The sequence below is a fragment of the Kangiella koreensis DSM 16069 genome (genome assembly GCF_000024085.1).
GTDB lineage: Bacteria > Pseudomonadota > Gammaproteobacteria > Enterobacterales > Kangiellaceae > Kangiella > Kangiella koreensis.
In genome coordinates, this window is record NC_013166.1 from 2,704,495 (window position 1) to 2,726,446 (window position 21,952).

21 protein-coding genes are annotated in these 21,952 nt (G+C 44.4%); 9 read left to right on the top strand and 12 right to left on the bottom strand.

Translation table 11 applies throughout. The features are described from left to right. Nucleotide 1: 1 nt before the first annotated feature. Genes icmH through tagH form a run of 4 tightly spaced genes read right to left on the bottom strand, consistent with a single transcriptional unit; the run spans nucleotide 2 to nucleotide 4,579 of the window. On the bottom strand, nucleotides 2-1,312 hold the full coding sequence (icmH, locus tag KKOR_RS12555) for a type IVB secretion system protein IcmH/DotU (RefSeq protein ID WP_049756765.1): 1,311 nt from the start codon (nucleotides 1,310-1,312) through the stop codon (nucleotides 2-4). A 43-nt stretch (nucleotides 1,313-1,355) separates the two neighbouring features. Beyond that, nucleotides 1,356-2,699, bottom strand: coding sequence for a type VI secretion system baseplate subunit TssK (tssK, locus tag KKOR_RS12560; protein WP_015781515.1), 1,344 nt, complete (start codon nucleotides 2,697-2,699; stop codon nucleotides 1,356-1,358). A 9-nt stretch (nucleotides 2,700-2,708) separates the two neighbouring features. After that, the gene (gene tssJ / locus KKOR_RS12565) at nucleotides 2,709-3,170 is read right to left on the bottom strand and encodes a type VI secretion system lipoprotein TssJ (protein ID WP_015781516.1); all 462 of its coding nucleotides are present in this window, start codon (nucleotides 3,168-3,170) and stop codon (nucleotides 2,709-2,711) included. A gap of 8 nt (nucleotides 3,171-3,178) precedes the next feature. Beyond that, a complete protein-coding gene (gene tagH / locus KKOR_RS12570; RefSeq protein WP_015781517.1) occupies nucleotides 3,179-4,579 on the bottom strand; it encodes a type VI secretion system-associated FHA domain protein TagH in 1,401 nt (466 codons plus the stop codon). Between the two features lie 363 nt (nucleotides 4,580-4,942). Between tagH and KKOR_RS12575 the strand changes: the two genes are divergently transcribed. Beyond that, nucleotides 4,943-7,030 carry a serine/threonine-protein kinase gene (locus KKOR_RS12575; RefSeq protein ID WP_015781518.1) on the top strand — a complete coding sequence of 696 codons (2,088 nt, stop codon included), beginning with the start codon at nucleotides 4,943-4,945 and terminating at the stop codon, nucleotides 7,028-7,030. Nucleotides 7,031-7,045: 15 nt separating this feature from the next. Here KKOR_RS12575 and KKOR_RS12580 read toward each other — a convergent pair whose 3' ends face one another. From KKOR_RS12580 to KKOR_RS12590, 3 genes are read right to left on the bottom strand one after another with little or no spacing between them, the layout of a single operon-like run. After that, entirely contained in the window at nucleotides 7,046-7,927 is an 882-nt protein-coding gene (locus KKOR_RS12580; RefSeq protein WP_015781519.1) for an aspartoacylase, read from the bottom strand. Further along, nucleotides 7,912-8,406, bottom strand: a complete 495-nt coding sequence (locus KKOR_RS12585; protein ID WP_041296064.1) for a thermonuclease family protein — start codon at nucleotides 8,404-8,406, stop codon at nucleotides 7,912-7,914. Before KKOR_RS12585 ends, KKOR_RS12580 begins: the two co-directional genes overlap by 16 nt. A gap of 33 nt (nucleotides 8,407-8,439) precedes the next feature. Then, complete coding sequence (locus KKOR_RS12590; RefSeq protein ID WP_015781521.1) at nucleotides 8,440-9,750, bottom strand: threonine/serine exporter family protein; 1,311 nt, start codon at nucleotides 9,748-9,750, stop codon at nucleotides 8,440-8,442. A gap of 187 nt (nucleotides 9,751-9,937) precedes the next feature. Here KKOR_RS12590 and KKOR_RS12595 point away from each other — a divergent pair, with 187 nt between their 5' ends. The 4 genes from KKOR_RS12595 (at nucleotide 9,938) to KKOR_RS12610 (ending at nucleotide 14,599) form a co-directional block, all read left to right on the top strand. After that, nucleotides 9,938-10,210 (top strand): hypothetical protein, encoded by a 273-nt coding sequence (locus KKOR_RS12595; RefSeq protein WP_015781522.1) that lies wholly within the window; start codon nucleotides 9,938-9,940, stop codon nucleotides 10,208-10,210. 75 nt (nucleotides 10,211-10,285) lie between these two features. After that, on the top strand, nucleotides 10,286-12,598 hold the full coding sequence (locus tag KKOR_RS12600; RefSeq protein WP_015781523.1) for a TonB-dependent receptor: 2,313 nt from the start codon (nucleotides 10,286-10,288) through the stop codon (nucleotides 12,596-12,598). Nucleotides 12,599-12,776: 178 nt separating this feature from the next. Then, nucleotides 12,777-13,265 (top strand): DUF2165 family protein, encoded by a 489-nt coding sequence (locus tag KKOR_RS12605; RefSeq protein WP_015781524.1) that lies wholly within the window; start codon nucleotides 12,777-12,779, stop codon nucleotides 13,263-13,265. 92 nt (nucleotides 13,266-13,357) lie between these two features. Beyond that, on the top strand, nucleotides 13,358-14,599 hold the full coding sequence (locus KKOR_RS12610) for a pepsin-like aspartic protease (protein ID WP_228638648.1): 1,242 nt from the start codon (nucleotides 13,358-13,360) through the stop codon (nucleotides 14,597-14,599). Between the two features lie 32 nt (nucleotides 14,600-14,631). Here KKOR_RS12610 and KKOR_RS12615 read toward each other — a convergent pair whose 3' ends face one another. The 3 genes from KKOR_RS12615 to KKOR_RS12625 all read right to left on the bottom strand — a co-directional run bounded on the left by KKOR_RS12615 (nucleotide 14,632) and on the right by KKOR_RS12625 (nucleotide 17,964). After that, nucleotides 14,632-16,407, bottom strand: coding sequence for an SLC13 family permease (locus tag KKOR_RS12615; RefSeq protein WP_015781526.1), 1,776 nt, complete (start codon nucleotides 16,405-16,407; stop codon nucleotides 14,632-14,634). Nucleotides 16,408-16,534: 127 nt separating this feature from the next. Then, the gene (gene rarD / locus KKOR_RS12620) at nucleotides 16,535-17,467 is read right to left on the bottom strand and encodes an EamA family transporter RarD (RefSeq protein ID WP_015781527.1); all 933 of its coding nucleotides are present in this window, start codon (nucleotides 17,465-17,467) and stop codon (nucleotides 16,535-16,537) included. A 35-nt stretch (nucleotides 17,468-17,502) separates the two neighbouring features. Continuing rightward, a complete protein-coding gene (locus tag KKOR_RS12625) occupies nucleotides 17,503-17,964 on the bottom strand; it encodes a thioesterase family protein (protein ID WP_015781528.1) in 462 nt (153 codons plus the stop codon). A gap of 206 nt (nucleotides 17,965-18,170) precedes the next feature. Here KKOR_RS12625 and KKOR_RS12630 point away from each other — a divergent pair, with 206 nt between their 5' ends. The 3 genes from KKOR_RS12630 (at nucleotide 18,171) to queG (ending at nucleotide 20,203) form a co-directional block, all read left to right on the top strand. Next, nucleotides 18,171-18,614, top strand: a complete 444-nt coding sequence (locus KKOR_RS12630; RefSeq protein WP_015781529.1) for a c-type cytochrome — start codon at nucleotides 18,171-18,173, stop codon at nucleotides 18,612-18,614. Nucleotides 18,615-18,700: 86 nt separating this feature from the next. After that, nucleotides 18,701-19,015: a c-type cytochrome gene (locus tag KKOR_RS12635; RefSeq protein WP_015781530.1), complete on the top strand. Its 315-nt coding sequence runs from the start codon at nucleotides 18,701-18,703 to the stop codon at nucleotides 19,013-19,015. Nucleotides 19,016-19,030: 15 nt separating this feature from the next. Beyond that, the gene (gene queG / locus KKOR_RS12640) at nucleotides 19,031-20,203 is read left to right on the top strand and encodes a tRNA epoxyqueuosine(34) reductase QueG (RefSeq protein ID WP_015781531.1); all 1,173 of its coding nucleotides are present in this window, start codon (nucleotides 19,031-19,033) and stop codon (nucleotides 20,201-20,203) included. Here queG and KKOR_RS12645 read toward each other — a convergent pair. Next, the gene (locus KKOR_RS12645) at nucleotides 20,200-20,877 is read right to left on the bottom strand and encodes a YoaK family protein (RefSeq protein WP_015781532.1); all 678 of its coding nucleotides are present in this window, start codon (nucleotides 20,875-20,877) and stop codon (nucleotides 20,200-20,202) included. The two genes, queG and KKOR_RS12645, sit on opposite strands and share 4 nt — an antisense overlap. A gap of 167 nt (nucleotides 20,878-21,044) precedes the next feature. Between KKOR_RS12645 and KKOR_RS12650 the strand changes: the two genes are divergently transcribed. Next, entirely contained in the window at nucleotides 21,045-21,452 is a 408-nt protein-coding gene (locus tag KKOR_RS12650; RefSeq protein WP_015781533.1) for an SRPBCC domain-containing protein, read from the top strand. A 72-nt stretch (nucleotides 21,453-21,524) separates the two neighbouring features. Here the strand turns inward: KKOR_RS12650 and KKOR_RS12655 are convergent, their stop codons facing one another. Further along, nucleotides 21,525-21,872: a PDZ domain-containing protein gene (locus KKOR_RS12655; RefSeq protein ID WP_015781534.1), complete on the bottom strand. Its 348-nt coding sequence runs from the start codon at nucleotides 21,870-21,872 to the stop codon at nucleotides 21,525-21,527. Nucleotides 21,873-21,952: the final 80 nt, after the last annotated feature.

The window sequence follows — 21,952 nt, forward strand, 5'->3', positions numbered from 1 at the left end:
ACTATAGCTCACTTACTTCCACTGTTTGTTTATCCTTAAACTTGTCTTTTACCCACAAAAGAATTTCAACCCGCCTGTTTAATGCTCGATTGGTATCAGTATCATTGGCTACTCTTGGCTCCGCCGCCCCACGACCTTCTGCTGTCACTCGTCCGGCCAAATTTTGATTCTGGTTTAATATCCTCACTACTGAATTAGCTCTGGCTAACGAAAGCTCCCAGTTGGAATGATATTTTGCGGTAAATATTTTCTGGTCATCACTATGCCCAACCACTTGAATGTGACCCGGAGTAGTAGTCGCGATCTGTCCAATTTTTTCAATCAGTGCGATGCTATTCTCATTGAGCTGAGCACTCGCTGATGAGTACATTTGATTGCTGGTTATAATGATTGCTACGTGGTCGATATCTTCAACCACTTGCAATAATCCACGCCCAATTTCTGTGCTTAATAATTGTCGTAAGTTTTTCGCATAATTAATCACTGAATCACTACTAGCCAGATCTACTTTGTTTTCTGGCACTAAAGAAGCGATGCTGTTATAGACTGGTTCTGCTTTTTGACTGAGCTGATAACTAAAAGACATATATAATCCAAGAAGAATAGTTACGGTTAAGATACCAACCGCCCACAAAGGAACTGCTCTTTGCTTTTCTATTAAGTCTGTAACATTGCTGCGCCAACGGGGTGATAGATCTTTTTCTTGCTCAGGCTGAAGTTTTTTTAACACGGCATAGAGCTGCTCTTTTTCCATCTCCAACCGCTCAAAACCATTATCCTCAACTTGGTATTTACCTTTAAAGCCAAGCTGTAGACACAAATACATCAGCTCTAATAGATATTGATTATTGAGCGCCACTTTGACTCTTTCATGGATAATTTTATAAAACTGTTCCCCACCCCAGGTTTGCTTATAAAAAACACTTAATAAACTTTTTGTACTCCAGATACTATTTGCACCCCAGGGTGAATTAAGAACAATCTCATCAATCAATGAGCAAATAGCATATCTGGCTTCAGCAATCGTCTCTGAACTGATTTCATCCTGTCTCAGTTGCTGCTCAAATTCTTTGATATGATTCATGCACTGCTTGTGCAGCATATTGATATTATTGATTTGAGTCGCCTGCTTTAGCTCAATAGCAAGACTCAATAAGGTAGTGGCAGCATCAATGATCGGGTTCACCCCAATCTTAAATGCGCTTAACGGTATTTTCTGACTTCTGCTTAGATCTGGCTCCAACGTCTGCTCATTAGCATCCAGCGGGCGCTGTACTCCTCCCGGCCTTGGTACCAGTATTGTTCTATCCATATCCCTCATATCATTACTCTTATGTTCTATTCCTTTACATTATTTAGGACAGTTCATTTTTGATTGCCCATAACTCAACATCGAGACCTGGGAAGTCTCCAGAAATATGGAATGCAATACTTCTGGAAGTACTATTTTCATTCCACAGCGGAGAACGGCTATCAATAGCAAAATAACTGTAATCTTTTTTAACCGGTACTTCTCTTGGCGCAACCGACATTTCAGACAGGTTTATCCCTGGTAATTGCGCATTGACCAATTGCCTGATGTTGCTCAGACTGCCAATTTTTATTTGTCTGGGTAATTGCTCTTTTAATTCTCTTGTCGCTATTTCTGCTTTTACAGCAATCACAAAACTGGCCTGCTTAAACAGTTCTACCTGATCAATATGAGCAACTCTTACGCCATAACCCTTATCTTCCAACACTATTTCATGAGCACTTTCATCTAACACATGGCTTAAGTATTGCTTAATGCTCGCCTCGACCTGACTGAAACATTCATCGATCATGTTTTGCGAGTAGGCCATTTGCTTTTGTGGTTTACGCGCAGAGCTGTAGAAGGTAGCCAACTCCGCTTCGAGATTAATCAAGCCCAAATACAGCTCATAAGGAATGCTATACTCCTGCTCCAGCAACTGTTGTAACTCTGCTAAATATTTATTGAGCAATTGCAATATGAGGTAGTTATGGATGCTGCTCGCTGTCGAATTATCGACACCCATGACTTTTGCGGCTAATTTTTCTCTACGGTGTTCAAGCAGACTCAATAAATTATTCATTCTGCTGCTGAGAATACCGCTAGCATGAAGGTCCAGCACTACAGGTACGAAGGACTCATCAAGCTCAATGCTGCCGTCCTGCTTTTTCTCTTTTATTCTAGCGATTGGCAGACATTCATAACCATCCTGACTTTTACCCTCTACCATCAACTGATAATTTTCTTCAGCTACTTCAATGGCAATCTCGCTCTCTTCACCTACATTGATACTGCTAACTTTTTTGAGTTCTTTTCGATATCGCTTACTGGATTCGCTGTTAATTTCCTGAGCTACCAGTTTCTTATTATCGACATTTTCGGCAATGGCCAGCATGATTCGCTTGTCATTGATATTGTCCACTTCCGACAGGTCTAACAGTGACGGCAAGAGGTTCCTCTCAGGAATCGAAAAATAAGTACCGTCCTTCAGCAATCCTTCGGCTTCCTTTACGCCAAGCTTGCCTTGTAACAGTTGCTCTTTATTGAGTATCAGCTTCTTTAATCCATAGCCATGCCTGGACAATGACTTGATCATCCTCTTTAGCTGGTATTCATTGTATTGGTCTTGTTGTTGAAAGTGCTCAGGGGTTAAAAATAAGCCTTGTGACCAAACCACCTTGTTGCTCATCGAATGTCCTTATTGCTTAATTATAGTTTTACCTTCTATGGCTATCGTTAGCTCATCAGATTGTTCCAGGTCATGTGTCACCTTCCATTGGCTGTTATCAATATCTTTAAATGCAGCCACTATCATGAGATGTTTTGTTGACCCATCGGTTAAAACTGTTTGCACGATCGCCTGTCCAGGATTGACCTGAAATTCTTTCATGCTCGAAACAGCTGCTTTAAACTCAGGTCCTGTCTGGTCATAGACACTAAAAAAATCCAGGCCATCTATCGCAACTGCTTTCTTCAATTCGTACAGCCGGATAACGATAGGGGATGAGCGCCCTAGCTCATCAGGATTTACTTGTTCGGCTACATTTATACGTAACTCTACCTCTTCCCCGTCACCACTTTTCAATAAACCACAACCCGCTAGCCCAGCTGCCACAACAATAACTAATACTATTTTTTGCAAACTATTTATAACTTTCATTTTGGCCTCTATCTCACACCCAATGCTGTCAATTGCGCTTCATACGCTTCAGCAAACTCTTCAGAAAAACGCTTACCAGAACCTTGGCCTAACTCTTCGTTAACTCTCTTATACTGGTCTTTGTATCGATCCCAATGCCTTGCTTTCTTGGCCACTGGAATCCACTTTTCAAGACTCTTGTTATTGTCTTCCTCCACTGTAAAGTTCTCAGGGCTTAACTGATCCAACACGGCATTCACCGCACCTTCTGTGCCAGCCATCAATGCCAGCTCATGACTGCTCATATCTTTAAAGCATTCCTGTATTGCCTGATCCCAATTTAAGAATCCTGGAATACGTCGAGCAAAAAGATTTCTTATCGCTTCATCTACATTGATTGAGAATTTCAAAGGATTGTTTTCCTGAGTCCTGATAGTGGTCTGCATCACTCTGAACTCACTTTTCATGCTGGCTCGAGCGCGCAAAATATCCAGCATCCCTTGCAATGACAGCCTCAAGGCTGCGCCCAGTCGATGATAAAACTCTGGCTGATTACTCAGCTGGATTTCCTCGGCATTTAAACCGAGTCCTTTCAAAAGGGCAGTCAGGCACACTTGTGAATTGTCGCTACTATTTTCGACTCCATTATCCCCGCTAGCCACGACATTGTGTTGAGTTACAGCTGCTGGAATTGGCGGTATTTCTTGTGGTTCTGATGCTTGTACTGATTGTGATTGCGTTACTTTTTGCTGTGGCTGATGCTGCGTTGGCTGGCTACTCTGAATACCGGCCTGAAGGCTCTGTTCCCACTCCTCAGGAATTGGCTGAGCTTTGGCTTGCTGCGCAGCTTCAACTGCTTTATCCGTTGCAACAGTAGAAGAATAAGGGCTTTGCTTAGGAGCTGGTGCACTGTAACTCGCATGAAGAGGATTCGAACTTACCTGAGTTTCATGCTGACTCTGTTCATATTCTGCTTGCTGGCTGGTTGCCAGCTCATGGTATGCAGGGATAGCTTCATTTTTAGCAGCTGATTCAATGTGTGGTTCAGCCTGATAGCTACTTTGCTTCTGCACCCCTCCGGCATGTTCATAATCCATTGCTTCATGATTTCTGACTTCGACCTCGACTTCATACTCACCAATCTGCAAATAATCTCCATCCTGCAATAGGCGAGATTGGCCTTTTCCTACCGGTTCTACAGAACGATTGATAAACAAACCATTGGTTGAATAGTCGGTAACTGAATAACTGCCGGCTTCAAAACTAATAACGGCATGGGTACTCGATACAATCTTTTCTGGGTCAGGTAGCACCCAGTCTGAGTCTGCCGAGCGTCCAATAACACCACCCACTCGATCAAAGGTCTTGGTCGCGACCTGATCCGGAGATAAACGGTGAAAACTGGTAATTCGAAGTGTTAATTGCTTCATCTTCTATGACCTTTGTTCTTATCCCTTTTCGACTAAGTTTCAAAGACACCAAACCTTTTTGCGCCTTCGACTTGTTAGTCCAACAAATATAAACACCTGTTATAACGATTGGTTCTATATCTTTATGATTCTTCAATGATTGTCCTGGGCTTCAATATTGACGCCTGTTGTCGCATCATAGAAGTCGACAAATCACGTAGAAAATAAAAAATTAGCCGCAGATGATAGTTGATTTATTCAACAATTCAAACTCATTTTGGAATATTTGATAAATACTTCTCAGATATATTAAAGAATTGAATATTTATTGAGAATCGGTTAGATTAGCGCGCTTGATAAAGATTGGATCAGAGTTTTAATCAAATGGAACACTCACCGGAAGACAATAAAAACAAGCAGAATCAAGAAGATACAAAAGCATCTAAGTCCTTGGATACAGAGGATTCTCATGATGTAGGATCACAAGCCATTGATAACGACAAAACCATAGTTCAAGATTTTTCTGCTACCAATAAATCAAAAGCCACTACTGAACAGGTTAAATTAGGCGATTTGCTCAGTGAGCGTTACCGTTTGATCGAACTTATTGGCACCGGTGGTATGAGCCATGTCTACAAGGCGATTGACTCTTTTGCTGAAAAGGCTGGAGATACCGAGCCCTATGTTGCGGTTAAGATCTTAACTTCCGAATTTGCCAGCCATCCCGATGCGGTGACCATCATGCAGCGCGAGGCCAAAAAAACGCGCCTGCTCGCTCATCCAAACATTGTCCAGATCCATGACTTCGTTCTAGAAGGCAGATTGTGCTATATCGTGATGGAATATTTGCAAGGAGAAACTCTGGATCAAATCATCAAACGCAGCAAACCTAACGGACTGCCAAAAAATGGCGTGCTCAATATATTAAAACAGATGACTTCCGCCCTTGAGTTTGCCCATCAACAAGGGATTTTGCACAGTGATTTAAAGCCGAGCAATATCTTCATTACCCAGCAACAACGAGTTAAGATTTTTGATTTTGGGGTGTCCCGAGGCTTAAAACAGACAGTCGATGAATATGCAGTGCAACTCCATTCCGACCAGCCGGAATATGACGTCGGCGGCTATACGCCCGCCTATGCCAGTCTCAATATGCTCAACCAGCAACCACATGATGTTAAAGATGATATTTACGGATTAGCCTGTATCACTTACGAAATGTTTAGCAGTAAGCACCCGTATGCGCGTAAGCCAGCCAATAAAGCTTTTGCCGAAAAATTAAAACCACAAAAGATTCAGAAACTGTCCTTCATAAACTGGAAAGGGCTCGAAAAAGGGCTCCAACTTGAGCACGGACAACGCACTGAGTCAGTCAGCCAACTTCAGCAGGATCTGACTCGCAATATCCTTAAGCCTTTAGCCATTGCAGCCTCGGCTCTCGTCGCTTCTGCTTTAGCAATCAATGTATGGCTAAGCTCAAACCAAACGATTAATCAGGCTCAGTCTGAACTGTCACTTTATCAACAACAAGAAGCCCAATATCAACAGTTGCTATCACTTGCTCAGAACGATATGTCAGCATCCCTTGAACAACTTCAAGAGCTTCCGGATGTTTATCGAACGTCCATGCTTAACTTGCTGAATGATGATATTTACCAGCATTTCTATCAAGGTTCCGAACAGTTTCTAAAGCCGACAGACTCTGGCTATGCTGATTATCCCAAAGCTTTAGCAGTTATCGCTCAAGCAGAACGTTATTTAACCGATTCACACAAACTTAACAGCTTTAAACAACAGATTCTTGATTCGCAACAACAGCTGGTTTCAACTTTGGAGCAAAAGTTTAATCAGTTATTAGAACAGCAGGATTATACAAAGCGAGAGTCAGGTGATGATGTTTATTCTTTGCAGCAAACATTACTGACCATTGCTCCAGAACATACACCCAAAATTTCGGTTCAAGCAAAGGAGCTGTTTTTAACCGGCATCCAGCAAGCGTTAGCTGAGCATGATATTGCTGGACTTAATCGCTATCAAAAAGTAGGCGATGCAATTTTTGCCGCTAACAAAGACTATCAGTCACTAAAAAAACAGAGCGAAACATTCCTGTTAGCAGCTAAACAAATCGATGACTATCAAAAGCAGTTAACCGACAATCCAGATACACCATTTCCAAATAAGGCAGCCAGCGTTTTTTATCAGAAGCTGATTACTGACTTAAAAACCAAAATCAACGCTGCTTCCAATACTCGGGAATTAGAGCAGGTTGATGAGGAAGTTTTTGCGCTGGTTTCAACTCTTCCTAGCAACTTTAGGTTATCAATCGATTTACAAAATGATTTGGCGAACGCCTATCTCAAACGTGCGGACGAACTGAATGCAAGTCGCAGTTATCGGGCAGCGGCAAAAGCTCTAAGTCGTGGTCGAGAAATCTTGAATAAGATGAATCAGGGTAATGCAGAGCAAAGCTGACAAACAGGCTTAGCATTACCCAATATGATAGGTTCGCCTTTTCGACATCGAGAAGGCTTTCTTTTCATCGTAGTAGGCGGCTTCATTGATGAAGCTGATGGTGCAGTCTTCCCCTTCATAATGCTCATCCTTGCCATTAAACAGATGAAATATCGGCTCGCCTGACTTTAAGGTTTGGAAGTCTCTATCCTGAATATTTTTATGTACCATGCCACAGATATTGCCGAGCGGGTCAGTGGGTAAGTGCATCACACTGAAATATTCGTATATGTCTATGGACTCAGATGGTTGCGGTAGTTTGTGTTGATTATACAGCTCGATATATTCGGCAATGAGCTGAACCGTCTTTTCCGTTTTTTCAAAGACTTCATGTTTCAGCTGAGCTTGGGGCACGGGCCCAACCTCAACCAGCACATGCCGATCGGCAACCGTCATTAAAAAGTGGTGATCCTGTTGTTGTTCCAAGGTCACCGTCACTTCATCCATGCGTTGTTGGACATAATCGACCAGCATCAGATGAAAAGTATCAGTTTTAGTTAAAACCAGATTAACGCCCATCGGCGCTGTTGAAGTATGCAAATCGACAATCATGTCCACTCGCGAATCCCCCTTGGGGCCGAGCTGATCATTTATTTCTTTGGCACGCGCATTTTCATAACCTGACAATAATGGATCCTTTAAATCAAACAGTTTAAAACTTCGATTTAAGTCACGATCAAGATAGCGTCGATTCTTTTTAAAGGCTTCTGGGTTAGCTAACAGATACTCAACGTCAAAGGTTTTAGGCTGTAGTAAATGAGGATACTCATGATATTTTTCTAACAAATATATCCCTGTGTACTCATTGCCATGAGTTCCACCAATGATTGCTACTTTATTAACTATCTCCCTTTCCATGATCCTCTCCTCATATGTTTCTTGCGCCACTCCCAAGGTTCCATACGCTGATTTTCCGGCAGTGACCATAGCCCCTTTTCTTTCTCTTTAGCGCTATCTTCAAGTTGTTTCAGTTTTTTGCTTTTACTGTAGCGCCAGCGCCAGGCCATACCTTCGCGAATCATAATTTCATTGACGGATTTGCCATCCACTACTAAGTCCACCAACAAGCGACCATACTTATCCCGCTTATCGCCAACTAATTTAACCGGCTTATCCATAACCAATTCCTGCATATAAGCACGGGACTTTTCGGCATAAGGCTGATCCCTCTCCGGTGCATCAATATCTTTTAATCGAATGGTAAAACCATTACCTCGTTCGCAACAGATAATCATACTGTCGCCATCCTGCACGTATTTTACTCGATATTCCGCACTGACCGAATCGCACCCGGTCAGCAGAAATATCAACATCAAACACAATAACCGCTTTATCATTTCTGCCCCCGCCCTTCCTATCAATGCACTCAATTAACTCAATGGCTTGCCTAGCTTTGCTTTTGTTTTTGGTTTTGGCAAAGTCGCTATTGATGAAATCAACAAGCCTGTTACTAACGATATACCTATAATAATCATATTGAAAGCGGTATCCAAACCTCCAATAATGTCATGATCCAGCAGTGCGGTCAGACTTTTAAAGCCGACACTGCCCGGAACCAGAATAATGAAACCGGGCATTAAGCAAGTTGCCGTTGGTACCTGCTTGATACGATAAGCAAGGTTTGCAAACAATCCTACCGATAAGGCACCAATGAATGCACCGCTTGCGGGATTCATCAATTTCACTCCCCAACGCGACACAAAATAGGCAATACATACTGCGGCTATAATCCATGGAAAGCTTTTCCATCGCGTCTGGAACAAAACCACAAACGAAAAAGAGGTAGCAAAAATGGCAATCCATATAGTCCAGGTCGGCAGTAAAGTTAAAGGTGTGATAACGGTGGAAGGAAACAGAAAGTTACCCAGCTGAGTTCCAATTGCCACACCAAAGGTCATCTGGATGAAGATGACCGCAGAACCGAGCAGCCGTGCTGTCCCTGAAACCAGATTCTGAGTCGCTAATTCGGCCATGGCAATGGTTAGCATCATACCGGGCACTAGAATGATGATCCCGGCAACAATGGGAATATAAGTGGAACCAAGGCCTAACCATTTATTAAAACCCACCGATATTACAGACGCCATAAAAGCAGCTAATGCTGGCATTAAGTTAGCCACTGTTTCCGAGCGGGTTCCACCTATATTGACTAACAATCCCACAGATAAGCCAATTGCTGCACCCGTAATGACTTCCAGTAAGCCGCCATTAAAAATTCTGGCAATTGAGGCCGATACCAGCATAAAGCAGATAATGGTCCAGTAACGATTATGGACCGGTTTCGACTTGGTGATTTCATTGAGCTGGATAGCGCCTTCTTCAGTGGTCATATCATCATTAATAACGGCATAGGCGACATCCATGGTGCGACTCAATTTATCCACATCGACTTCACCAGAATTTGAGCGAATCACGTAGGTCTGCGGCTTATCCTCTTCCAGCATGAAGGTCATGGTAATGCTGGTCGGCACTGCAATACACTGCAAACCATAGCCAAGCTGCTCAGCCACATTAGTCAGCAGGCGCTCTAATTCATAGCTGGGCACGCCATAAGTATGCAACGCTTTAACCAGGCGTAACATAAAACCAACCGGTTCATGACGATTGGGGAAATGAGGTACCTTATCGAGCCTACGCTCGGAGATAGAGTCAGGAATTTGCTCGGTTGCCTTTTCACTCATATTTATTGCTCATTAATGCTAAGTTATCCCTCTAAATACAGCCTTGATATTAGGTCTGAGATCGGGTTCTTGGCTTCATGCTACCTGTTTTCGATCACTATTTGTAACATTAATCCGTGATTCTTGTATTGCCTATAAGTTATAAGGTCTTTAGTATATTAGCCCTCTGTAAGAGGAGTCGAAACACATGAGCAAATCCATTAAACACATACTACTGATAGTCGCTTTGCTAGGCATGGCGCTGGTAGGTGTTGCTCATGCTAAAGCTCCCGATCATGACGCCAGCGATTGTGCGATCTGTCTCTATCAACCGTTTAAAGATAGTCACAGCAGCTCTGTGCAACTCGTGGTGCCGTCTCCTTCCTTGATTGCGGAGCATACTCTAGCTTGGCCAACACCTGTAACTCACTCCTGTCCACGAACAGGCTACCGTGGCCGCGCCCCTCCAGTTTCTGCTTAATTTCTCAATTTTCTTTTAATTTATTTGCGTATTAACCGAATAGACGCTGGTCTGTTCGAATGAGGAATCATAAGCATGAAATATTCTGCTATAGCATTACTATTATCTGCGGCTTTAAGCCAACAGGCACAAGCTGCTGACAACTCAACATTATCTGGTGTTCTTCAGGATAGCGAAGGAAAGCCTCTGGCTAATGTTGAAGTTTTTATCTCTTCCCATAATCAATCGGCGACTACCGATGAAAATGGTCGCTTTGAATTTTCCGATCTGGAAACCGGCCGATATGTCCTCGACATCAAAGGCGGTAAACAGGGCCATATTAACAAAGCGGTCCAGCACACGGGTGAGAGCCTAACTGTTACCGTTGATTATTCCGACACTCAGACTCTGGTTATTACCGGTAATCCACTGGAACACACCATTCTTGAGATGGCAGCTCCGGCTGTGATTGTCAGCGGTGATGAGCTGACCCAAAAACGCGGCATAAACATTGGTGAAACGCTGGCGGAAGTGCCTGGCGTTAATCTTTCCAGCTTTGGTGCTGGCGCTGGTCGCCCAGTAATTCGTGGCCAACAAGGTAACCGAGTCACGGTTCTAAGCAACAACAGCACCACTCAGGATGCTTCCAATGCCAGTCCGGATCACTGGATTTCTGCCGAGCCGTTGCTCGCCAAGCGTGTAGAAATACTAAAAGGGCCAGCCACACTGCTGTATGGCGGTGGCGCAGTCGGCGGTGCGGTTAACGTTGTGGATAACCGCATCCCAACAGAACTACCGGACGGCATTGAAGGGGGCGTTGAAGTCCGAATGGGCGATTCCGCCACTGGTGAACGCAGTACCGTAGGGACTTTCTCAACCGCCAATGGTGGTCTTGCATTCAATATTGATGCCTTTAAATCGGAAACTGATGAGCTAGAAATTCCCGGTTTTGCTGAGTCTTATTATTTGCGTGAGCAGGAAGAAGCCGAAGGCGAAGCAGGACATGACGAAGAAGCGTCAGGTATCTTGGAAAATAGCGACACTGACAGCGAAGGCGGCAGCGTCGGTTTCTCCTACATTACTGATGCAGGCTACTGGGGCGTTTCATATTCTGACTACAAAAGAAACTATGGCTTACCAGGCCATGCTGAGCATCATGATGAAGAAGGTGAGCACGAAGAAGAGCATGGTGAAGAAGCTGTTCGTCTCGACCTGCATAAAAAACGCTGGGATATGAAGGGACGCTGGAACACTCCCTTTGATGGCTTCAAAAGTCTGAATCTTCATTTTGCCAGTACCGATTACCAACACCAGGAAATTGAAGGCGCCGAAATCGGCACCACCTTCTTAAACGATGCTCAGGAAACCAGGCTGGAACTGGTACATGATGCCTGGAGTGGCTGGCAGGGTGCTTTTGGTCTGCAATATTCTGACAGCGACTTTGTGACACTTGGCGACGAGGCTTATATCCCCGCTTCCAATACCGAAAAACTCGGTCTTTTCTGGCTGGAAGAATATGAAGTAGGCCAATGGCACACAGAACTTGGCGCTCGCTATGACAAGCAAACCATTACTACCGATCTGTTCGGTCAACGTGATGATAATGCTTTCAGTTTTGCCTTCGGCTCATTGTTGCATATTGATGAACATTGGACCTTGCCAATTAATATCACTCGCGCGCAACGTATAGCTGCTGTTGAAGAACTTTATTCTAATGCTGGTAATGATGAAGCCAATTATGTGCCTCATCTTGCGACTGCGACTATCGAAGTGGGTAATCCAAACCTAAGCAAAGAAACTGCTAATAATATTGATATTGGCGTTCGCTACAACTCTGATGTCGTTAGCGCTTCCGTAGCGATGTTCCACAACCGAATCAATGACTATATTTTCTTAGCCCATGAAGAGCATGAGCCAGCTCCTGGCGAAGTGCATGACCACGAAGAGTTCCCAGTGTTTAAGTATCAACAAGCAGACGCCACCTTTGAGGGTGCTGAAGCTGAGATCAACTGGACACTGGCTACTGACGGTTTAGCTGTTGTGCGTACAGGTTTATTCGGTGACTACACGGTAGCGAAATTGGATGATGGCTCTTACTTGCCACGTATTCCCGCCAAGCGTTTTGGTGGTTCGATAGGCCTTGATTACGACATGTTCACTAGTAATATTACAGCGATTAAAGTGTTCGATCAGGATCGTTTAGCAGAAGATGAACTACCAACCGATGGTTACACTCTGATTAATCTTGATTTAGGCTATAACGTCTTCTTTGATGATTCAGAACTGTTCCTGTTCCTACGCGGGCAGAACCTGGCTGATGCAGAAATCCGTGATCATGCTTCTTTCCTGAAAGACAGAGCGCCACGTGCTGGCCGCTCCTTGACCGCAGGATTCCGCTGGACCTTTTAACCCCTGAAATAAGCGAGTGATAGCTGATGCTATTGCTCGCTTTTCTGCTTCACCTGCCTTAAAACAGCACCTTCTCTTCACCACTTCTTCACCATTATCATTGCTGGCGATTCTGCCAAACTTTTCATATACTCACTCAACTGGTTATATTTTAACCATAACAATAATGGAGGGAGTCATGACTATTCGTCACTTTAAGTGTCTGTTCGTTTTGCTGTTAGCACTCATGTGTTTGATTTACGCATTCCAGAATATCGCCAATCTTGATGCCTGTTATCAAGCTATCGCCTATGTCTTATCGATGCAGGAACATACCGTCTACCCAGATTCGTTTATGCCGACTATCGAAGCCAGCTTTCTGGTGTGGTGTGTGGTGATATTAATTATTGCTACAGAAATATTAGCGGGACTGGTCTTACTTAAAGGCGCCTGGGATCTGTGGTCATCTCGACTAGCAGATGCCATGACATTTAACCACGCAAAAAAGTATGCACTAATCGGAGCCAGCATTGGCATTCTGGTCTGGTTTGGTTATTTTGCCGTCTTTGGTGGAGCCTTGATGCAAATGTGGCAGACACAGGCTGGTAGCATGTCGTTAACCGGTGCTTTCCAATACTTTAGTAGTTGCGTTTTTATTTGGTTAATTGTAAATAGTAAAGATACTTAAACATGAGCCTCATTTGAGGCTCTTTTTTTACCTGCTTTAGTTAGTTTTCTATTCATAAAAGACAAGGAACCATAATAATGCCCAAGGATACGATGAAACTACCGATTACCATAGTGCCTGCCAAGGGCGGCTATTGTGCGCCCATTCAGATTGGCTGCAACCAGGAAGTTGCCCATTTGCTGTTGGATACCGGTAGTAGCACCATTGCCGTCGAAACCAAAGCCTATGATCATGCGAGTGACTTTTACCTGAAGCCAACGCCACTGGCACAAGCCATCACTTATGGCGCGGGTGGCTGGGCCGGGCCCATAGTCGAAACACACTTGTCGTTGGAGCACGGCAGTCAGCGCATGTTGCTAAAAGACGCTCACATCGCTGTCATAAAAACCGAGCAGCAGGATAACTTCTACGGAGCCGATGGCATCTTGGGTCTTGGCTACCGAGAACTGAATCGTGCTCATGACCTTACGGAATATTTCTTTGAGCGAAATCAAGATCCAGCCCACACCTATCCTTGGCCATTTGAGGTTGAATCGAGCAAAAGTGGCATTCGACAATTTCGCAAACAGTTAAAGCAATATCCAGGACTGTACCCCAAAGCCTTTTTTACTCAACTCGAAGAAGAGAAAATCAGTAAAAACAAATTTGCACTTTATACCAAGCGCTCAATTGTGCATGTTGCCGACCCTACCTATACCGATGAACACTTGCATGCCGACCCATTAAATCAGGGGCTGTTAATTCTTGGAGCAGGTGAAGTCCATCGCGAACTTTACCACGGCAATCTGGAAACAATAGACGTTGTGCATGACAGCTACTACAACACCAAACTCATTTCGATGCAGGTGGGCAATGGGCGTGAAATTGCTGCGCCACCCATTCAAACGAATTACCGCAGTAAAGGTCGCTCCAATAGCATCATTGACTGCGGCTCCAGCTTTCTGGTCTTGCAACGTTATTTATATCAAGAATTAATGGATGAGTTGATTGATCTAAATGTTGATTTCATTCGTCATATCGAACGCTTCCAGAACGCCAATCAGGCTGGAAAAGGCTACTTCCCTACCGATTTGGATCTAAACCAATGGCCTGAGGTTCACTTTTATTTCCTTAGTCCTTATGGTGAAAAAATTCGCATGAGCTGTACCCCTGACAACTATTGGCAAATCAATGCGCTGGAACATGGTCGCGCCTATTTCATGGTTATGGATCAGCTGAAAAACTGGCCTGATATGTCGATTATGGGATTGCCACTGATGAGTGATTATTACTGCGTTTTTGATCGTGAATACGATGCCAACGGTGTGATTAAAGTTGCCAAGGTGAAACTCTAATCAGCTTGGCAACCTCTATTGTTGACCCTAATCTAGAAAGGAAAAAAGAGCGGAATGACCGCGGTCGCTAACAGTGCAAAAATAATATTCAACGGAATACCGATCTTTAGGAAGTCTTTAAATTTATAACCGCCAGCGCCGTAAACGAAGGTATTGGTTTGATAGCCAATCGGCGTTGCAAAGCTAGCGCTCGCAGCAAACATCACAGCCATAATAAAAGGTCTCGGGTCGAGCCCCAATTGCTCAGCCAGCGCGATAACCAGCGGGCCAATCAAAACCGCTACCGCGTTATTACTGATCATTTCCGTCAATAGTGATGTCAAAACATATACCGTAAATAATAACCCCACTGGGCCGATACCATCGGTAATACCAACCACTCCATTAACCAGCAACTCAGCAGCACCCGTTTTTTCCATACCCAGACTGAGGCCTAGCATCCCAAAAATCAAAAACAGAATACGCCAGTCAATCGCATCAAAAGCTTCATCAGGATCAACGCAACGCGTCACCATGACAATAGTCGCACCAATAATGGCCAATCCAGCAATAGGTAGTACTTTCATTGCTGCAAGCACCATGATGCCAATAATAGTAATGAAAGCGATAGGAGCCTTGCTGCGTCGGATAGGCCTGTCTTGCGGCTCGGTTAAGTTGATAATGTTTCCATCTTCCAGCAAACGCTTGATCCCTTCTGCTGGTCCCTCAAGTAAAAGGGTATCACCAAACTTTAATTTGATACTTTCAAAATCCTCATTCAAATTCTCGTCATTTCGGTGAATAGCGATCACATAGACCCCGTATTTTCGCGCCAGGCCTAAATCAACCAATCGGCGTCCGAGTAATCGAGACTTTTCGTTGATACTGGCTTCCATCAGCAAAGACTCGCTGGCAGTCACTGGTTCAAATCCCTGCGGCAATGATGAACTAAACTCAACCTGACCATCTTCTTTCAAACTTAACAGCTCGCTGGCATCAGTTTTCAAAATGAAACGATCACCACCCTTAATTTTCAGGTCATTCATTCTTCGCCTGACCGATATATTTCGCCGAACCATGTCGATAACTCTGGCCCCTTGAACGGGCAAGGAGAAGTCTTTTACAGGCTTACCAATATGGTCCGAGTCTGCCGGAATCAGAATTTCAGCAATAAACTTTCGCTCTGGCTGACTGCCAACGATATTAGCAAGAGAGTATCGGTCGGGTAATAGAAAACGGCTTACCAGCATCATATAGGTGAAGCCCACCGCCACAAAAAATAGAGCCGGCAGAGTCATTTCGAACATACCAATTTCTGGCTGGCCATGTTCGGTTGCCACAGTACTCATCAAGATATTAGTAGAGGTTCCGACTAACGTTAATGTCCCCCCGAAGATTGAAGCAAAAGATAAGGGGATCAATAACTTGGAAGGTGCCATATTAATACTGGCCGCCAATGAAATGACCACCGGCGTCAGCATGATGACAATCGGCGTATTATTCATGAAAGCTGACGAAATCATGCTGAAAAACATGATGACCAATATTGAACGAAGATAGGAGCCTTTTGCACTACGTTTGAGGATATTGCTGATGATCTGCAAGACCCCGGTGCGCTCTAACGAAGCACTGATAATAAACATCATGGCAATAGTCATCGGCGCACTACTGCTAAATACTGATAAAAACTCCCCAGTATCCAGAATACCCACCACCATCAAGATGGCTGATGATGCCAAGGCTATAACTTCGGGCGGGTATTTCTCCCAGATAAAAGCGATAAACACCGCCAGAACTAGCGCAAAAATGAACATGACTTCAAAGGTCATACAAACTCCGTTTGTACCATTAATGAATGAGCAGCCTATTCAATTTATCATAATTCGCTGCGTCACCAATATGATTCTCTTCTACGGCTTAGCACAAAAAGTTATTGGTTTTACACACTTTTTCTACTCACTTTTCTTTCAGTTCATTTTCCACCAGCTTTGCTGCTGCCTTTCTGTCCAGTCTTTTTCGGTTCTGCTGTCGCACAACGCCGATGGTATACACGATTAAGCCTGCCCAGATCAGAGCAAAGGTGATCAATAAGTCTGTATTGAAATGTTCTTTGAATACAAACACCGCCAACAAGAAAGTTAATGATGGAGCAAGGTATTGCATAAAACCAATGGTGTTCAGCGGTAGCAGTCTGGCGCCAGCGGAAAACAAAGCTAATGGTACGGTAGTAATAATACCGCCAGCCAGCAACAGCCAGTCAATGGAAACTGAAGTGTGTAGGAAAGCACCGGTTTCGGTGTACCACAAGTAAAGGATGTAACCAGCGGTAATCGGCAACACGATCAAGGTTTCAACCAACAAACCCTGCAATGGCCCGATATTGACCTGCTTACGTAACAAACCATATAAACCAAACGAAAAAGCCAGCCATAAGGAGACCCAAGGCAGGCTTCCTAACGATATAATTCGGTAAACTACGCCTAACGTCGCTAAAATCAAGGCAATCTTGCTCCAAGTTGTCAGCTTCTCCTTCAAAAAGGCAATGCCCAACGCAACGCTAAATAATGGATTAATAAAGTAGCCAAGACTGGTTTCCAGCACCCGCTCATTGGTCACCGCCCAGGTAAAGGCAAGCCAGTTGCCAGAAATTAAGATAGAAGTGATGATAAGAATGGAGATGGTCTTCTTATCTTGCAGGATATTTTTGGGAAAAGGACGCTTAATCGCCCACATGATCAGCAATACCACCGGAACTGACCAGGCAACTCGGTGCGCCAGAATCTCAAGTGCGGAAACACCTTCAAGAGCCTTAAAATAGATTGGCGCAAGCCCCCAGATAACAAATGCCAAAATGCCGTAAATGTATCCCGCGCGATTAATATTTTGCATGCTTACACTCTATTGTCTTTTTAATATTAAGGGGGTTAGCCGACCATATAAGTGCCAGTCGCCACCGCAATTAAAGAACCTTCATTATTTTCCAGCTCCATACGCACCACCGCCACCTTGCGGCCAGCTCTTAGAAGTTGCGCCTTTGCAAAAAACTGCTCGCCCCGGCCGGGACGTAGATAATCCACACGAATGTCTATAGTGCTTAATTTTGCCAGCTTAGTTTTTAACTGTGGTAAGTGGGTTGCTGGGTTGTCATTCAATATGCCCACCGCAGCCATAGTGCCGCCGACCATATCCAACGCCGAAGAAATAACTCCACCATGGAGAATACCATGAAAGTAATTACCTACTAACTCGGGTTTCATATCAAACTTGATAACACATTCCTCGTCACCGACGCTCTCATATTCGAGGCCGATATGGCGATTGAAGGGTATTTTATTGACCAAAGCCTCGCCAAGCATCTCCAGCGCTGTTCGTTTCAAGAATCCCATGCATCCCCCATCTCAGAGCTTTTGCGCTAGTTTGCCTGATTTACCCCTAAAAACCTATGCTCGTTTGCCGATAATTCCGCCTATTTTTTGCGCTGATAGCATTCTGACTATTTGATCGTCGGTCAATAACCGTTATAATCTGCGCCACGTAAAGCCCTCGACTCATGCCGAGCTGGGCGAACAGGCATATATTAGAGAGAGATGTCATGACCAATTTCAAAAACGTATTAGTTTTTATCGCCAGCTTCAGCATTGCCGGTTTTGCTGGTATCGCTACGGCAAAACACATGAGTGATCACAATGTCGAAGAACGCTTGAAGCCTGTTCACAGCGTTTATGTTGAAGGTGATGAAGTGCCACAAGTAGCTAATGCAGCTCCAGCAGCCGCAGGTGGTGGTTCTTCAGCTGCACGTTCTGGCGAGCAAATCTACAACACTAACTGCATGGCCTGCCACACCACTGGCGCAGCGGGCGCACCTAAAATTGGTGATGCTGCTGACTGGAATGCTCGCATGGAAAAAGGCATTGATACGGTTTACTCACACGCTATCGACGGCTTCAACGCCATGCCTCCTAAAGGTACTTGTGCAACCTGTTCAGATGATGAAATCAAAGCAACGGTTGATTACATCTTAGAAAACAGCAACTAAGATTTGTCGTGAAAGCCGATCCAAGTGATCGGCTTTTTTGTGCCTGTCGTTTATAGCCCTGATTAAGAGCACCCAATAGCCCGCCCATGAAAAGCCTACTTTTATTGACCATCATCCTGTTCGCCAGCTTACTATCTGGCTGCACCTCGGAACCGCAAGAGCGCACCGGCGAAAGCATTTACTACCAATCCTGTTTCAGCTGCCATGAACGCGGCCACGGCGGCGCACCCATGCGCGGCGATATGGAACAATGGCAACCGCGACTCGACAAAGGACAGGAAGCCATGATGACTAGCATGGTTGAAGGCTACAAAGGAATGCCACCCAAAGGCGCCTGCTTCGATTGTAGCGAAGCCGACCTGCAAATGGCCTTCGACTTTATGTTATTGCCAAAGGAATAGCGTTACCATGTGGACATGGTAAATTCTAAACCTCCTGAAATGCCCTTAACCGACCAACAACTCGAACAGATCAAACAAACGGCGGTTAAGCTGGCCAAACAGCATGGCTTTCAGGATCTGCGCGTCTCCGATACCAACACCAGCGGTTATTTCGAGCGCTTCAAGCAATGGGTTGATGATGGCTATCATGGCTGCATGTCGTTTCTTGAGCGTAATCAGGAATTGCGCCAAAATCCTGCCGAGCTGCACCCCAATAGCTGTCGTGTTCTCTCTCTGCGCTTTGACTACCTCAATGACAACGCCAGCTTCACGACACCACTCAAAGATAAATCGATTGCCAATATTTCACGTTATGCACTGGGCCGCGATTATCACAAATTGATGCGTAAACGCCTGCAGCAAGTGATCGAAGAATTAAAGTCGACATTAAATGATGAGCTGGATATTGATTATCGGGTATTCGTCGATAGCGCCCCAGTTCTTGAAACCGCCTTCGCCGAAAAGTCTGGGCTGGGCTGGAAAGGCAAACACACGCTGATTATCAATAAAGATGCAGGCTCCTGGTTTTTCCTCGGTGAAATCTTCATCAACCTGCCGCTACCAGTGGATGAGCCCGGCGAAGATATGTGTGGTGGCTGCACTTCCTGCATCACACTCTGCCCAACCAATGCCATTCTGGATGACCGTAAGATTGATGCGCGGCGCTGCATTTCTTATCTGACTATTGAGAATCAGGGAGCTATCCCCGAAGAACTTCGGCCTTTAATGGGTAATAGAATCTATGGCTGCGACGACTGCCAGCTGGCCTGCCCCTGGAATCGCTATTCGAAACAGACACAGATAGATGACTTTTCGCCACGCCATAACCTGCATACTATTTCACTCGAAACCTTATGGGGCTGGGATGAACAAGAATTTCTTGATAATTTTCAGGGGAGTCCAATACGCCGCATCGGCTACCAGAACTGGTTGCGCAACCTTGCCGTCGCTATTGGCAACTCCAAGCAGCCTGCGATGATTGAGCCGCTTAAAGCCAAATACGAAGACGCCAATGAAATGGTACAAGAACATATCGACTGGGCCATCGACCAACTCAGCAACCCTTACAAAACCGACACCAGCACAATCGATAAAAAAACGCAGAAACTGATTCACTGCGTGACAGTAATGCTACCGAGAGACGCTTAAGACTCTACTTTTTTAGAAGCTCTCTTCACGTTATAAATTCGATAGCCAACCCCTAAAACCAGGACAATCGCACTGGGAATGATCAGTGCATTAAAAACCAGGTGGTCGAATAACACAGCACCAATGACGCCACCAACAACAAATCCTGTAATGATAATCAGAAATAAAATGGCTTTTCGCTTATCAAATGACTCACCTCGAAGCTTTGCTCCAAACATGATCCCCAAATCGGTAAAAATCCCTGTTACATGAGTGGTTCGTACAATGGCTCCGCTGTAGGTTGTGGCCAATGCATTTTGTAACCCACAGGCCGCTGACGCCAAATAATGACCAGCAATTGCGCCATCATTGAGTAGTACCAACGCACTAAGTAACAAGATGCACTCGAGATATAACGCCGTATCGTAATGTCGACCAAGCCGTAAGGTACTACCATGCAAGATGAACCCGGAAAGTCCCGCTCCCAGGAAAAAACTGACCAGAACTGCGACAAGATGCAGCACATTCTGTGCAGAAGAGCTGATTAACTCAGTGCCAAGCAGGGTTGCTGTACCCGATAAATGCGACACTGACTGATGCTCAAAACCTAATAACCCCACCGCATTAACATAACCGGCGACAAAGGCCAAAATAAACGCGCCAAACTCAACCCAACGAGGAAGTTTAGAAATCACGACAACACCATTAAAATTTTGAGAACAGCAAGAAGAGTCTAAGAATGTACGACTTGGTTCAGCTTTTTACAAGTGATTGCCCAAAACTTCGAACTTCTTCTACCCATTTTCTCTTTTTTATCGGGTAAACTTATCTATCTTTAATACTGCAGAGGATTGCAAACTTCATGAAAATAACAATATCAACCACAGTAAATGCTGATCTCAATACCGTATGGAACTGTTGGAACAATCCAAACGACATCAAACAATGGAACACCGCTTCCGAAGACTGGCACACCACACAAAGCATGGTTGATCTACGCGAGGGCGGGAAATTCACATCACGGATGGAAGCCAAAGACGGCAGTATGGGTTTTGATTTTGCAGGAACTTACACCAAAGTCGACAAACCCAATCACATTGAATATGTCATGGATGATGATCGCCAGGTAACAATTGATTTCAAACAAACAGAGAGTAGAATAACCGTCACAGAAACCTTTGATGCAGAGGAGCAACATGACTCCGAATTCCAGAAGCAGGGCTGGCAAAGCATTCTAGATAACTTTGCGCGGCATGTTGAAAACAAGTAGCGTTCAAAGAGGACTCCAATAATTGAAAAAGCCCAGTAAATCTACCGGGCTTTTTAATCTTGCCGAAAGTCACTACTTTGGCTCTCCAACCTTAATGACAATATCTTTTTCTTCACCTTCCTTAGTTTTCACTTTCAACCTTAACTCCTCACCGGGCGCTCTTTCCATTAACTCCTGAGCATCATCAGTATCACAACCCGGAATTTCACAATCCTCAATAGCTAATACCTCATCTCCTGCCATAAGCCCAGCTTTCTCAGCTGGCGAATCCGCGTAGACTTCTTTTACTTTAAAGGAAGCAATCTCAGGATTAAAAAAACCATCTACAGCGACATCCCCAGAAAAACCTATCGAACCTTTTTCTCCAGCATATCCCGTACAGGCAAAGCATAATATGAGGGCTGCTATTATTGTCTTCATCTTGTTATTTCCTTCTTTATTTATTAGTTAATTGATTACCCGAATACTATCGACTCTTAAAGCCTTAAAAAATTCCATCG